The following is a 13838-nucleotide window of genomic DNA, read 5'->3' as shown; positions in this document are numbered from 1 at the left end:
GACTGCAAGCGCCGTCGCCGGCATGAGCACATCCGCACGCCGGGACATGAGGGCGTGAAAGCGTCGGATGGGTCCTGCGCGCTGCTCAGGCGCGGGAAAATCAGGTGCGGGCTCAGCCCGCTGCGGCGGGCGGACCGGCGCCACGCGGGCAGAGGTCAGGCTGCGTCGGCATGAGGCCGTCCTTCGTCTCGCGTGCGCGCTTGCGTGATGTGGCTGCCCGCAGCCACGCTGTGCGTGAGCCAGACGTTGCCGCCTATGGTGGAGCCGCGGCCTATCGTCACGCGGCCCAGGATGGTTGCACCGGCATACACGACCACGTCGTCCTCGACGACGGGGTGGCGGGTGCCGCCCTTTTGCAGGTGGCCGTGCTCGTCCAGCTCGAAGCGCTTGGCTCCCAGCGTGACGGCCTGGTACAGGCGCACGCTGGCGCCTATGCGCGCCGTCTCGCCGATGACGATGCCCGTGCCGTGGTCCATGAAGAAGCCCGGGCCGATGGTGGCGCCGGGGTGGATGTCTATGCCCGTCTCGCCGTGGGCGAGCTCGGCCACCATGCGCGCCAGCAGCGGCACGCCCAGCCGGTGCAGCTCATGCGCCAGGCGGTGGTGGATCATGGCCTGTATGCCGGGGTAGCACAGCAGCACCTCGTCCACGCTGAGCGCGGCCGGGTCGCCATGGAAGGCGGCCATCACGTCGCTGTCCAGCAGCTCGCGCAGGCGCGGCAGGGTGTGGGCGAAATCGCGCACGATGGCCTGCGCCTGCTGCGCGATCTCGTCCAGCAGCCGCGGGTGCGGCTCGGCCGGCAGCGCGCCGCGCGCGGCCTGGCGGCGCAGGTGCAGCAGCTCCAGTTTCACCTGCGACAGCAGCGTGCCCAGCACCGAGTCCAGCGTGTGGCCGACGTAATAGTCCTCGCTCTCCTGGCGCAGGTCGGCGGGGCCCAGCCGCATGGGAAACAGCGCACCGCGCAGGCCCGCCACGATGCCGCGCAGCACTTCCGGCGATGGCAGCTCGCGCGCGCCCACCTCGCGCGGGCGCTGCTGCGCGTCGCGCCAGCGCTCGCGCGTGCGGCGCAGCGCCGCGACGATACCTTCAAGCTCCAGCCCCGAATTGGCGGCGCCCGCACCCGGGCTGTCCCATTCACTGTGGTTGTTCATCGATGACTTAAAACTCTTGCCGCCCAACAGCCCGGCAGGCAAACGCCCCGGCCACGGGGCCCGGGAATGGATCAATGCTGCGGCTGCCTCGACAGGGCAGCCCACGCGGACGTTGCCGGCACAACGCAAGCGGTTGCGCAGGGCAACCGACAACGCTTGCGCCGGAGCGAGCAAGCTCGGGTACATCGAGCCTCAAGGCTACATAACCAGGAGCTGTTTGAGAACTTCGCTTTTTGCATAAGGGCGCCGCCGCGAAGCGCGCAATGTCAATCCTGTGTCCAGGGCAGGCCGTGGAAGCGCCAGCCGTTGAGGCGCCCACGGCGCTGCCCCGGGTCCAGGTTGCCTTCGAAACCTTCAAGCACGCTGAAGGCGTACATGAAGCCGGCGCGGGTGGCCGCCTCGGCCGCCGCCTGCGCCCGCTCGCCGCTGCGGCAGAGCATGAGCAGCGGCTGGCGCGGCGACAGCCTGGCCTGCAGCTCGCGCGCGAAGCGCGGGTTGCGCGTGAGCGCCGTGCCGCTGGCCCAGGGTACGTGCAGGCTGCCCGGCACGCGGCCGACGAAGTGCCGCTCCTCCGGGCTGCGCACGTCCACCAGCACCGCCGCGCCAGCTTGCACGAGCCCCCATGCCTCTCGCGGCAGCACATGCCCTGCCCAGGCCAGGCCCGTGAGACAGGCCTCCAGTTGCACCTGGGCCAGCAAGGGATGCAGGACAAGCTCGGAGGGCAGGGCGGACATGGCGGCACCTTGAAACGGCAATGGATGGCGCCACTGCGGGCAAGAACGCTGCCCACCGCCATGCCACCGTGCCCATGCGCCCGCCGCCTCTGCGTGCCTGCATCACGCCGCCGCAGCCGCCACGGGCGCCGGGGGTAGACCGCTGGCGTCGAAAACGCCGTCGAACAGCACGGAGCTGAGATAGCGCTCGCCGCTGTCGGGCAGGATGACCACGATGGTTTTTCCGGCGTTCTCCGCGCGGTGGGCCCAGCGCAACGCGGCGGCGGTGGCCGCCCCACAGGAGATGCCGGCAAGAATGCCCTCCTCGCGCGTGAGGCGCCGCGCTGCGGCAATGGCCTCCTCGTTGCTGACCTGCTCAATGGCGTCCACCAGCGACAAGTCCAGCACGTCGGGGACGAAGCCCGCGCCAATGCCCTGGATCTTGTGCGGCGCGGGCTTCAGTTCCTCGCCATTGCGGCGTTGCGTGAGCACCGGGCTGGCCGAGGGCTCCACTGCCACCGAGACGATGGGCTTGCCCTGCGCCTGCTTGATGTAGCGCGACACGCCGGTGATGGTGCCGCCCGTGCCCACGCCGGAAACCAGGATGTCGATGGCGCCCTCGGTGTCCTCCCAGATTTCCGGGCCGGTGGTGCGTTCATGGATGGCCGGATTGGCCGGGTTCTTGAACTGCTGCAGCAGCACGTAGCGGCCGGGGTCGGCGGCGGCGATCTCCTCGGCCTTGGCCACGGCGCCCTTCATGCCCTTGGCGCCCTCGGTGAGCACCAGCTTGGCGCCATAGGCCAGCAACAGCTTGCGCCGCTCCAGGCTCATGGTTTCGGGCATGGTCAGCGTGATCGGAATGCCGCGCGCCGCCGCCACGAAGGCCAGCGCGATGCCGGTGTTGCCGCTGGTGGGCTCCACGATCTCCTTGCCGAGCCCAAGCAGCCCGCGCTGCTCGGCGTCCCAGATCAGCGCCGCGCCTATGCGGCACTTCACCGAGTACGCCGGATTGCGTCCTTCGATCTTGGCCAGCACGGCGGCGGCGGCACCATCGGTGGTGCGGTTCAGCCGCACCAGCGGTGTGCGACCTATGGACAGCGAGTTGTCCTCGAATATGTTGGGCATGGCGATTTTCCCTGAAGGCTGTTTTCTTGCGGGCGCGGCGGCGTGAGCGCTTCAGTCCTGCACCCAGGGCAGGCCGTGGAAGCGCCAGCCGTCGCTGCGGCCGCGCTGCTGCACGGCATCGAGCTCGCCCTCGAAGCCTTCGAGCACGTTGAAGGCCAAGGCAAAGCCGGCCTTGGCCGCCGCTTCCGCGGCCAGCACCGAGCGCTTGCCGCTGCGGCACAGCAGCAGCAGCGGCTGGTGGCGCGGCACCTTGGCTTCCAGCTCGCGGGCAAAGCGCGGGTTGCGCGTGAGCGACGTTCCCGTGGCCCAGGGCACGTGCACGCTGCCCGGCACCATGCCGACGAACTTGCGCTCCTCGGCCGTCCTCACGTCCACCAGCGTGGCGTTGCCGGCCTGCACCAGCGCCCAGGCCGCGCGCGGCGGCACGCCACCGGCATAGGCCAGATGGGCGCGCCGCGCGGCGTCGAGCGCCTGCTCAAGAACGGGATGCAAGAAAACGTCGAGGAGAACGGCGGACATGGTGGTGGTTCCTGGCGGCAATGAGGTCGGTCACTGAAGCGGCTCGCGGGCGTCATGCCCTTTGCGGCGCGGTGGTTATGGACACAGGTCGTGAGCCTAGGCAGTCCCCCTGAACGGACGAACGAAGCATTGCAAAGTTGGATGCGCGAAAAGCGAGGAAGCGCTGCCGTGAAACGACGCTCACGGCCACGCCTTGTCGAGCACCGGTTCCGGAGCGGCCGGCAGCGGCTGCACGCCGGTGCCTTCGAACGAAAAACGGCCCTCCGCCACGATGGCGTCCAGCGGCAGGCGCTGCGTCATCACCTCGCGGTCCTGAAGGCTCTCGGGAAGCACGCTCTTGTCGGTACGCCAACCGATGGCCAACACGGCTTCGATGGCGAAGTCCTCAGGAATCTTGAGCGCCTGGCGCAACTGCTCATGGTCGAACCCGCCCATGGCATGTGCATGCCAGCCCAGCAGCGTGGCCTGGAAGGCGAGGCTGGCCCACGCCGCGCCCGCATCGAAGGAGTGCGACGCCAGGGGTTGCCACTGGGTCTTGCCAGGGGGCACCCACCGTGTCTTCGACAGCACCGCCACCAGCACCGCGGCGCGATGGGCCCAACTGCGGTTGTACTCGTTGAGTGCGTCATGCAATGGAGCCCATGCCGGCGTGTCGCGTCTGCCGTAAATGAAACGCCAGGGCTGGGCATTGAAGCCTGAGGGCGACCAGCGCGCCGCCTCGAACAGGCGCATGAGCGTGGTGCGGTCCATGGGCTCGCCGTCAAACGCACGTGGCGACCAGCGGCAGGTGAACATCGGATCCACGGGAAATTCCGGCTTTCGTTGCAGGCTCATGATGGGTCTTGGTGTTGACAGGCAGCCCTTCGGATGCGTGGCATGCCTGGTATCTGGTTGACTGCCGCATCGATGCCACCGTAGCCGCGGGCCGGCAGGCGTGACAAATCAGGAATCCGGATAAGGACATGCCCTGAGCGAGGCAGCGTGCCGCCGGCGGGCGTGCATATGAGCCTTCCGTGTAAGCAAGGTCCCAAAGCTTCGTTGTCCGTGCCCGCGGCCCTTTTCACACTGCCGGGCAATTTCTCAAAAGGGACTTTCGACATGCACCTCCGATTGCTCGGGCGCCGCTGGGCCGCTGCGCTGATGGCCTTGCTGCTGCCCTTGGCGGCGCAGGCCGACACCGCCGGCAGCGGCACCTTCCCCCACGCCGCGGTGCGTGTGCTGGTGCCCAACACGCCCGGCAGCGCGGCGGACGTGGCGGCGCGTTTCGTGGCCACGCGGCTGGCCGAGGCCTGGCAGCAGCCGGTGACGGTGGAGAACAAGGCCGGCGCCGGCGGCATCGTGGCGGCCGACGCCGTGGCCAAGTCCGCGGCCGACGGCCACACGCTGCTGCTGGGCGCCGATGGTCCCATCACCATCCTGCCCAGCCTGCAGGCGCCGCTGCCCTACAACCCCAGGCGCGACCTGGTGCCGGTGGTGTCCCTTGGCGAAACCGACTTCGTGCTGGTGGCCCATCCCCGCACCGGCTGGCAACGGCTGTCCGACTTCATCGCCGCGGCGCGGCGCGAGCCCGGGCGCATCAACTACGCCTCGGCGGGCAATGGCAGCCCGCAGCAGTTCGCGATGGAAACGCTCAAGCAGGCCGCGGGCATACACGTCACGCACATTCCCTACCGCGGCGGTCCGCTGGGCCTGTCCGACGTGGTGGCCGGCCAAGTGGAGCTGATGTTCATCGCCGTGGGCCCGGCGCTGCCGCACATCCGCAGCGGCCGCCTGGTGGCGCTGGCCAGCGGCGGCGAGCAGCGCCATCCGCTGCTGCCGGAGCTGCCCACGGTGGCCGAGACCTACAAGGGCTTTCGTGCCGGCACCTGGTTCGGCCTGTTCGCGCCGGCCGGCACGCCGGCCGCGACGGTGGCCGCCATCGCCGCCCAGACGCACCAGTTGTTGTTGCAACCGCAGGCGCAGACGGAGCTGGCCGCCCAGGGCATACGCGCCACGGGCTACCCGGCCGACAAGTTCCAGGGGCTGGTGCGGCAGGAGGCGGACCGCTTTGCCGCGCTGGTGCGCACCGTGGGGCTCAAGCACGAATGAAGGAGAACAAGACCATGACCACCGAGACGACGCCGCTGGAGCTGCAGCAGCGCCACGCCGCGCTGCGCGAGCGGCTGGGGCCCCACACCGCGCCCGCCGGGCTGTACCTGCGCGACAAGCAGCGCCCCTTTCTGGGCCGCGTGGACTGCAGCGTCAGCCGCGTCGAGGCGGGCAGTTGGCAGGAAATTGTGCTGGACTACGAGGTCGGCGCCAGCGGCATCGCCGACGGCGCCTGGATCAAGCTGGCCTTTCGCTTCTACTCGGATTGGGCGCTGTTCCAGACCAGCGACCCGACCGCCGCCAACTACATCAGCGCCGAGTACCAGGCCGGGCCGCTGCTGCCCGGCCAGAGCCCGGGCACGGTGCAGTCGCTGTCCATACGCTTCGACCAGAAAGGCCACGAGCGGCCGTTCCAGAAGGCCGTGATCGTGGACGTGGTGGACGGCTACCTCAATGCCGGCGACCACATCCTCATCCGCCTGGGAGACCGCCGTGGCGGCGGCCCGGGCACGCGGGTGCAGACCTTCGTGGAAGACGCGTTTCGCCTGCGGCTGTACGTCGACCCGCTGGGCACCTCGCGCTTCGCGGCGGTGGACGACGTGGTCATCCAGGTCGCGCACGGTCCAGCGGCGCGGCTGTTTCTCAACGCGCCCCGCTTCCTGCGGTCTGACGCGGCGCTGTCGGGTCGCCTGTCCGCGCTGGACCGCTGGGGCAACATCGTGCAGTCGCTGCCGGGCAGCCTGCGGCTGCGTGCCTATGCCGACGACGCGCACCAGCCGGCGCACGAGGCTCTATTGGCGCTGCCTGAAGCGGGCTGGAGCAGCGTTGCGCTGCCCGCCTGGCAACTGCCCGCCGGCGCCTGGCGGCTGGTGGCGGACCTGCCCGGGCTGCCGGCACTGCCTGCGGCGGAATTCCACCTCGCCGTGGCGCCGGATTTTCCCGTGGCGCGCCCCTTCTACGCCGACCTGCACGTGCACGCGCACGACACCGTGGGCACCAACAGCCCGGCCTACAACGCCGCCTATGCGCGAGACGTCGGCGGCATAGACGTGTTCGGCTACACCGCCAACGACTTCCAGATCACGGACCGCCACTGGACCGAGGGCGTGGAGGCCGTCAGGCAGTTCCACGAGCTGGGCCGTTTCGTGGTCTACCCCGTGCAGGAATGGTGCGGCAGCTCCACGGCGGGCGGCGACCACAACGTGGTGTTCCTGGGCGACGCGCCCCCGGCCTTCCCGTACAACGCCCGCGGCGAGCACAACCGCACCTTCCAGTGGAACGAGGACATGAGGGGCCAAGCCGTCACCGTCGGTCGCTGGCCGGTGGAGGAGCTGTGGGGCGCCTACGTGGACGACGCCGACAACCACCTCGTGATGCCGCACGTGGGCGGACGCCGCTACATCCCGGACTGGCACCACCCCAAGCTGGAGCGGCTGGTGGAGATCGCCTCCACCTGGGGACACTTCGGCTGGCTCTACCAGGACGTGATCCGCCGCGGCTACCAGCTCGGCGTGGCGGCCAACAGCGACGAGCACCGCGGCCGCCCCGGCGCGGGCGCACCGGGCGTGCAGGTCTTTGGCGTGCACGGCGGCCTCACCGGCGTGCTGGCCGATGCGCTGGACGCGCGCAGCGTCGCCCGCGCGCTGCGCGCGCGCCACACCTGGGCCACCACGGGCGAGCATGCCGCGGTGCTGGTGCGTTGCGGCGCGCACCGGCAGGGCGATGCCTTCGAGCACGAGGGCCCCGCAACCCTGCAATACCGCTTCCTCGGCCAGGCGGGTTGGGAATACCTCGCCGCGCACGACCACGACGGCGTGCTCTGGGAGCGCGACCTGCACCGCGAGCTCGGTTACTCCGCGCGGCGCATCCGGCTGCGCTGGGGCGGCGCGCGCATCCGCGACCGCTACCGCTGGGCAGCGTGGCAGGGGCGGTTGCAGGTGCTGGGCGCCACCATCCAGGGCTTTCGCAGCCTGGGCTTCGAGCACGCCGAGGAGTCGAGCTGGCGAACGGGCCCCGCCGAGATTGCGTTTCGCAGCGACACCTATGGCGACGCCGACAGCATCGAGCTGGAGGTCAGCGACCTGGCCTCGCTGCGCCTGCGCGTGCAAGGCACCATCGACGGCTACGTGAAGGTGGGCGACCCGCTGCAGCGCAACCCTTTCGTGCACCGCCCGGACTTCGATTGGGAAATCACCGGCGCGCAATTGTTGGAGGCCGGGCGGCTGGAATGGCCGCTGGGCGGAACGGAATTGTTCCTGGCGCTGGAGCGGCTGACCGACGCGCCCTTGCCGCGCGATATCGCGGGTGAAGTGGTGGTGGAGCCGCGCAACGCCGGTTTTGGCTTCCGCCCGGTGTATTTCCACGGCCGCCAGCGCGACGACAGCAAGGCCTGGTCGTCGGCGCAGTTCATCAATTTCAAGTCTTAAAAACCAGGCTCGCCGCCCTCTTCAGACCATGCCCCATCGCCGCCATGTCCTCGCCAGCGCGCTGGCACTGCCCGCCGTCTGGCCTGCCCGCGTGAGCGCCGCGCCCGAGCGGCTGCGCATCGGGTACCAGAAGTCGTCCACGTTGATGATCTGGCTCAAGAGCCGCGGCACGCTGGAGGCGGCGCTGGGCCCGCTGGACGTGGGCGTGAGCTGGCATGAGTTCACCTCGGGGCTGCCGCTGCTGGAGGCGCTCAACGTCGGCGCCGTGGACGTCAGCTCCGACGTGGCCGACGCGGTGCCGCCGTTCGCGCTGGCCGCCGGCGCGCGGCTGAGCTGCTGGGCCGCCGAGTCGCCCTCGCCACAGGCACAGGCGCTGGTGGTGCGTGCCGATGCGGGCATCACCCGCGTCGCGCAGCTCAAGGGCCGCAAGGTGGGCTTTGCCAAGGGCGCGGGCGCGCATTACCTGGTGCTGGCCGCGCTCAAGCGCGCGGGGCTGTCCATGCGCGACATCGAGCCGGCCTTCCTCAACCCGGCGGACGCGCGTGCCGCTTTCGAGCAGGGCGACATCGCGGCCTGGTCCATCTGGGACCCGTTCCTGGCCGCGGTGCAGTGCCAGGCCGGCGCACACGTACTCAGCGAGAGCGTGGGCCTGTCCGACTACCGCCGCTTCTACCTGGCCAGCAGCGCCTTCGCGCAGCGCCGCGGCGATGTGCTGGCCGTGGTCTACACCGAGCTGCTGCGAGCGGGGGTGTGGATCAAGCGCAATCCGGACGCCGCGGCGCAGTGGCACGCGCCGGTGATCGGCCTGGACGCCGCCACGGTGGCCGCGGCCAACGCCCGGCGCAGCTACCAGGTGCAGCCCGTGGACGCCGACGGTCTGGCCGACTTGCAGCGCATCGCCGACGCCTTCACCGCCGAAAGCGTGCTGCCGCGCAAGGTGCACCTGGCCGACCTGGGCGTGTGGCGGCCTCCGGTGTGAACGCCATGGACCGCTCCGACCCGATGTTCTGGATCATTGGAGGGCTCGCGCTGCTCATCGCCTTCCTGCTGCTGCGTGGGCCGTGGGATGGCGGCGCCTGGGGCGGCGAGGCCGACCGTACCCGCCGCCGCGATCCACCAGACGAGGACTGAACCGACTCGGCGCCCGTGCAGGCGCCAGACGTTCAGGCGGCCTCGCGCAGCGGCACGGCCGCTTCGCGCCGCGACAGCAGCAGCCGCGCGGCCTGGTCCACCGCCTCGGCGATGCGCTGCTGCAGCGCATCGCTGCCGACGGCGTAGCCGTCGAAGTCGCTCTCGCAAGCGTACACGGCCGAGGGAACCGTCAAGGCGCGGAAGAAGGCGAACAGCGGGCGCAACTGGTGGTCCACCACCAGCGCGTGGCGCGGGCTGCCGCCGTTGGCGGCCAGCAGCACCGGGCGGTCCACCAGCGCCTCGGGATGCACCAGGTCGAACAGGTGCTTGAACAGCCCGCTGTAGGAGCCCTTGTAGACCGGCGTCACGGCGATCACGAGGTCGGCGTTCTCTATGGCCTGCACGGCCGCGCGGCCCGCGGGAGGCAGCTCCTGCGTGAGCGTGCCCACGCCAATGGAGGGCGCGAGCTGATGGATTTCCAGCACGCGCAACTGAATGGGCAGGCGCTGGGCCAGTGCGTCGGCAATGGCCTGCGCCAGCGCCTTGGTGCGCGAGCGTTCGCTGACGTTGCCGATGACGAGGGTGACTTGACGGGTATTCATGGCCTCAACCGTACCCGCCACCGACCCGGACCGGAACGAAGCATTGTGCAGAACGGCATGCGTCCTGAGCATGATCGATGCCAGTAACAATGCTCATCGTTAATGACAGGGTTGGTGCGGCCGCCCTTGCCGGTGCAGCGCGCGATGCGCCGGATGCCCGCGCAACCAGCGCTCGCACCCGCCTTCAGGGCCTGACGAACTTGAGCGTCATGCGGTCGGACTCGCCTATGGCGAGGAAGCGATCGCGGTCCACCGCGCCGCCGCGCAGCGTGGGCGGCAGCGACCACACGCCGTCGGGGTGGTCGTGGCTGTCGCGGGGGTTGGCGTTGACCTCGCTGCGCCCCGCCCACTTGAAACCGGCGGCCTGTGCGCGTTCGACGACGAGGGCCTCGGTCACGTAGCCGGTGGCCATCATGCGCTCCAGCGGTGTGCCCGGCGGCGCGCGGTGCTCCTCGACGCCCAACACGCCGCCGGGCTTGAGCACGGCGTGAAAGGCGCGCAGCGAGGCGTCGAGGTGGCCGTCCTGCAGCCAGTTGTGCACGTTGCGGAAGGTCAGCACGCGGTCCGCGCCGCCCTCAGGCGCAATGTCCACGAAGCCGCGCGCGTCCACGGGCTGCGTGCCCAGGCGCACCTCGCCGTACACCGCCGGTTCGGCGGCCAGCTTGGCGGCAAAGCGCTCGCGCGACTGGCGCCGGCCGGGGTCCGCGGCGTCCGCCGGGTAGTGCGCCGCGTACAGCCGCCCGTTGCCGCGCAGGTAGGGCGCCAGGATCTCGGTGTACCAGCCGCCGCCCGGGGCAATCTCGATCACGGTCTGCCCGGGCGCCACGCCGAAGAAGCGCAAGGTTTCATAGGGATGGCGCGCCGCGTCGCGTGCGCGATTGGCCGCGCTGCGTTGCGGCCCGGCGATGACGGCGGCCAGGCGGGCGCCCTGCGCGTCGGCCGGCGCTGCATCCGGGTCGCGTGGCGGGCGCCCCGCGCAGGCGCCCAGCGTGGGCAGTGCCACCAGGCCCAGCAGTGTTCGTCGTTGCATCAGTACCCCCTTTGCAGGTTCACCAGGTCGCTTGGCGCCTCGCCGCGCTGCAGGGCGTCCAGGCCTTGCAGCACCTTGTCCAGCAGCGCGTCCTGCACCTGCGGTCCTATGGCGCAAGTGTGCGGCGTGAGCTGCACGCGCGGGTGTTGATAAAGCCAATGCCCCGCGGGCAGCGGCTCGGGTTCGGCCACGTCCAGCGAGGCGAAGCCCACGCGCCCGTCGTCCAGCGCCGCGCGCAGCGCCTCCTGGTCCACCAGGCTGCCACGCGCCACGTTCACCAGGTGCAGCCCCGGGCGCGCGTGCGCCAGGCTTTCGGCGTCGATCACGTGCCGCGTGGCCGCCGTGCCCGGGGCGGCCAGCACCAGGTGGTCGCTGGCCGCCAGCAGGTCGGCCAGGCTGGCCGTGCGCGCCACGCCCGGCACCTCCAGCGGCGCGTCGCTGCGGCGCAGGGCCAGCACCCGCATGCCCAGCGCCAGCGCCTTGTGCGCCAGGGCTTGGCCGATGCCGCCAAAGCCGTAGAGGCCCAGCGTGCGGCCCACCAGCCCCGGCGCCGGCGACAAGGCCCATTGCGACGGGTCGCGCACGCGGCGCTCCTGCAGCCGCAGCGCGTGCTGCAGCACGCAGGCCAGGGCGTACTCGGCAATGGTCTGCGACGACACGCCGCGCCGTGCTCACCAGCGGCCGGCGCAGGAACCACGGCGGATAGGCGTCTATGCCTATGGAGACCAGTTGCGTCCAGCGCAGCCCAAAGGGCCAGCCCGCGGGCTCAGGCTGCGCCCGCAGCGCGGCCGGGAAGGGCAGGGCCAGCAGCACCGAGGCCTGCCGCAGCACCGGCCAGTGCGGCTCGCGCGGCAGCGTCAGCAGCTCCAGCCCGGGGCGGGCAAGGCGCAGCCGCTCGTCGAACTCGCTGCCGAACTGGCTGGCGACCACCAGGGCACTCATGCCGTGATGCCTCCAACCAACAGGACAGGGACAAAGCTTGTGTCGTTCATCGTGAATCCGGCCATTGCAAGTGCAGGAAGCCCGCACCGTACAGGCCCCGCCACGGCGCACGCAACCCGGGGCGCTGCATATTCATGCGTGAAAAGCATGTTTGACGTACATGTTCATGAGTGCCTAAGGTGGTGCGCCATGGGGCCTGGCCATCGCGGCCGGCACCATCGAATCCATTGCCCAACACTTTCCACACCCCGGGAGCATCGCTGCATGAACGCCGAAGTCCAATCGCTGAAAAACCGCGTGAGCGCCGCTGAATGGGAGGTGCGCGTGCAACTGGCCGCGCTGTACCGCCTGGCGGCACTGCACGGCTGGGACGATTTCCTCTACACCCACATCTCGGCCCGCGTGCCGGGGCCGGACAGGCACTTCCTGCTCAACCCCTTCGGCCTGTGGTTCGAGGAGGTCACCGCCTCCAGCCTGGTGAAGGTGGACCTGGAGGGCAACATCATCGACGGCCGCTGGGGCATCAATCAGGCGGGCTACGTCATCCACTCCGCCCTCCACGAGGCGCGCGAGGACGCCCACTTCATCGCCCATTTCCACACCGACGACGGCATGGCCGCTTCCGCCCACCGCGAGGGGCTGTTGCCGCTCAACCAGCGCGCCCTGGCCGTGCTGCCGGACCTGGCCTACCACGACTACGAGGGCGTGGCCTTGAACCTGGACGAGCGCGAGCGCCTGGTGGCCGACCTGGGCCGGCGCAACCTCCTGCTGCTGCGCAATCACGGCACGCTGGCGCTGGGCGGCACCGCGGCCCAGGCCTGGTCGCGCATTTACCAATTGGAAAAGGCCTGCTCGGCCCAGGTGCGCACGCTGGCGGGCGGGCGCGAGGGCGTGCTCATCGCGCCGCCCACCGCGCAGGAGGAGGTGCGGCGCCAGGCCGCAGGCGGCTTCGTGCGCAGCGCGCAGGAGCGGGCGCAGCGCGATGCGCTCATCTGGCAGGCGATGGAGCGCAAGGTCCAGCGCGACAGCCCGGGCTTCGACGCGTGAATGCCATGACAAGGAACAAGACGATGCGCTTCGACGGTCAAACCCTGCGCCGCAGGCAACTGGTGCTGGGCGGCCTGGCCGGCACGCTGGCGGGGGCGCTGCCCGCGCGGGCAGTCACCCCGCCGGCCTCTTCGGCCCTGGCCGGCGTGACGCTGCGCGTGGGCACCTACAAGGGCCTGTGGCGGGCGCTGGTGACGGCAGCCGGCGTGGCCGGCACGCCCTACCGCATCGAGTGGCACGAGCTCAACAACGGCGTGCTGCACGTGGAGGCGCTCAATGCCGACGCGCTGGACCTGGGGTCGGGCAGCGAGATTCCGCCGCTGTTCGCGGCGCGCCAGAAGGCGTCCAACCTGCGCCTGATCGCCGTGGTGCGCGAGGACCTGAACAACCAGGTCACGCTGGCGCGCAAGGACGCGCCCATACGCTCCCTCGCCGACCTCAAGGGCCGCCGCGTGGGCTACGTGCGCGCCACCACGGCGCATTACTTCCTGGCGCGGCAACTGGCGGAGGCAGGCCTTTCCTTCTCGGACATCACGGCGCTCAACCTCACGCCCTCGGACGGCCTGTCCGCTTTCGACCGCGGCGACCTCGATGCCTGGGCCATCTACGGCTACAACGGCCAGATCGCCCGCCTCAAGTACGGCGCCCGCGTGCTCAAGACCGGCAACGGCTACCTGTCGGGCAACTTCCCCATCTACGCCAACCCCAAGGCCATTGCCGACCCGGCCCGCCAGGCCGCCATCGCCGACTACCTGCTGCGCCTGCGCCAGGCCTACCACTGGGCCAACGCCAACTACCTGGCCTATGCGCGCGCGCAGTCGGCCGAAACGCGCGTGCCCGTGGGCGACCTGGTGGAGCTGTGGAACAACCGCAGCACCGACTACGACCTGCGCCCGGTGGACGCCAAGGTCATCGCCGGCCACCAGCAGGTGGCGGACACCTTCCAGCAGTTGGGCGTGCTCGACGGCCCCGCGCCCATGGCCACGCTGTGGGACCGGACCTTTGACAAGGTGCTGGCTGGCGGCACGGCGGCTGCGGCGGCACGGGCGGGCTGACGCGAGAGG

Annotated in this window: 14 protein-coding genes; 6 read left to right on the top strand and 8 right to left on the bottom strand. The window is 70.7% G+C overall.

What is annotated here, in order from left to right; genetic code table 11:
- Window positions 1–155: 155 nt before the first annotated feature.
- The 5 genes from epsC to SM757_RS15880 form a co-directional block, all read right to left on the bottom strand.
- On the bottom strand, window positions 156–1151 hold the full coding sequence (epsC, locus tag SM757_RS15900) for a serine O-acetyltransferase EpsC (protein ID WP_322466241.1): 996 nt from the start codon (window positions 1149–1151) through the stop codon (window positions 156–158).
- Window positions 1152–1417: 266 nt separating this feature from the next.
- Window positions 1418–1885, bottom strand: coding sequence for a rhodanese-like domain-containing protein (locus SM757_RS15895; protein ID WP_322466240.1), 468 nt, complete (start codon window positions 1883–1885; stop codon window positions 1418–1420).
- Between the two features lie 102 nt (window positions 1886–1987).
- Window positions 1988–2989 carry a cysteine synthase A gene (gene cysK, locus SM757_RS15890; protein ID WP_322466239.1) on the bottom strand — a complete coding sequence of 334 codons (1002 nt, stop codon included), beginning with the start codon at window positions 2987–2989 and terminating at the stop codon, window positions 1988–1990.
- 51 nt (window positions 2990–3040) lie between these two features.
- Window positions 3041–3508, bottom strand: coding sequence for a rhodanese-like domain-containing protein (locus tag SM757_RS15885; protein ID WP_322466238.1), 468 nt, complete (start codon window positions 3506–3508; stop codon window positions 3041–3043).
- A gap of 180 nt (window positions 3509–3688) precedes the next feature.
- Window positions 3689–4342, bottom strand: a complete 654-nt coding sequence (locus SM757_RS15880) for a nitroreductase family protein (protein WP_322466237.1) — start codon at window positions 4340–4342, stop codon at window positions 3689–3691.
- A gap of 264 nt (window positions 4343–4606) precedes the next feature.
- Between SM757_RS15880 and SM757_RS15875 the strand changes: the two genes are divergently transcribed.
- From SM757_RS15875 to SM757_RS15860, 4 genes are read left to right on the top strand one after another with little or no spacing between them, the layout of a single operon-like run.
- A complete protein-coding gene (locus tag SM757_RS15875; protein ID WP_322466236.1) occupies window positions 4607–5596 on the top strand; it encodes a Bug family tripartite tricarboxylate transporter substrate binding protein in 990 nt (329 codons plus the stop codon).
- 14 nt (window positions 5597–5610) lie between these two features.
- On the top strand, window positions 5611–8022 hold the full coding sequence (locus SM757_RS15870; protein ID WP_322466235.1) for a CehA/McbA family metallohydrolase domain-containing protein: 2412 nt from the start codon (window positions 5611–5613) through the stop codon (window positions 8020–8022).
- Between the two features lie 28 nt (window positions 8023–8050).
- On the top strand, window positions 8051–9001 hold the full coding sequence (locus tag SM757_RS15865) for an aliphatic sulfonate ABC transporter substrate-binding protein (protein WP_322466234.1): 951 nt from the start codon (window positions 8051–8053) through the stop codon (window positions 8999–9001).
- A gap of 5 nt (window positions 9002–9006) precedes the next feature.
- A complete protein-coding gene (locus SM757_RS15860) occupies window positions 9007–9153 on the top strand; it encodes a hypothetical protein (RefSeq protein WP_322466233.1) in 147 nt (48 codons plus the stop codon).
- 32 nt (window positions 9154–9185) lie between these two features.
- On the opposite strand, the gene msuE is transcribed toward SM757_RS15860, so the two are convergent.
- The 3 genes from msuE to SM757_RS15845 form a co-directional block, all read right to left on the bottom strand.
- On the bottom strand, window positions 9186–9755 hold the full coding sequence (msuE, locus tag SM757_RS15855) for an FMN reductase (protein WP_322466232.1): 570 nt from the start codon (window positions 9753–9755) through the stop codon (window positions 9186–9188).
- Between the two features lie 184 nt (window positions 9756–9939).
- On the bottom strand, window positions 9940–10785 hold the full coding sequence (locus SM757_RS15850) for a class I SAM-dependent methyltransferase (protein WP_322466231.1): 846 nt from the start codon (window positions 10783–10785) through the stop codon (window positions 9940–9942).
- Window positions 10785–11444, bottom strand: coding sequence for an NAD(P)-dependent oxidoreductase (locus SM757_RS15845; RefSeq protein ID WP_322466230.1), 660 nt, complete (start codon window positions 11442–11444; stop codon window positions 10785–10787). The genes SM757_RS15850 and SM757_RS15845 overlap by 1 nt, the downstream gene beginning before the upstream one ends.
- A gap of 547 nt (window positions 11445–11991) precedes the next feature.
- Here SM757_RS15845 and SM757_RS15840 point away from each other — a divergent pair.
- Both SM757_RS15840 and SM757_RS15835 read left to right on the top strand, forming a co-directional pair.
- Complete coding sequence (locus SM757_RS15840; protein ID WP_322466229.1) at window positions 11992–12774, top strand: class II aldolase/adducin family protein; 783 nt, start codon at window positions 11992–11994, stop codon at window positions 12772–12774.
- A 5-nt stretch (window positions 12775–12779) separates the two neighbouring features.
- Entirely contained in the window at window positions 12780–13829 is a 1050-nt protein-coding gene (locus SM757_RS15835; RefSeq protein WP_322466228.1) for an ABC transporter substrate-binding protein, read from the top strand.
- The last annotated feature ends 9 nt before the right edge of the window (window positions 13830–13838 follow it).

The sequence above is a fragment of the Azohydromonas lata genome, assembly GCF_034427735.1.
Classification (GTDB): Bacteria; Pseudomonadota; Gammaproteobacteria; order Burkholderiales; family Burkholderiaceae_C; genus Azohydromonas; species Azohydromonas lata.
The sequence above is the reverse complement of the archived record's forward strand: the minus strand, read 5'-3'. Positions and strand labels throughout refer to the sequence as shown.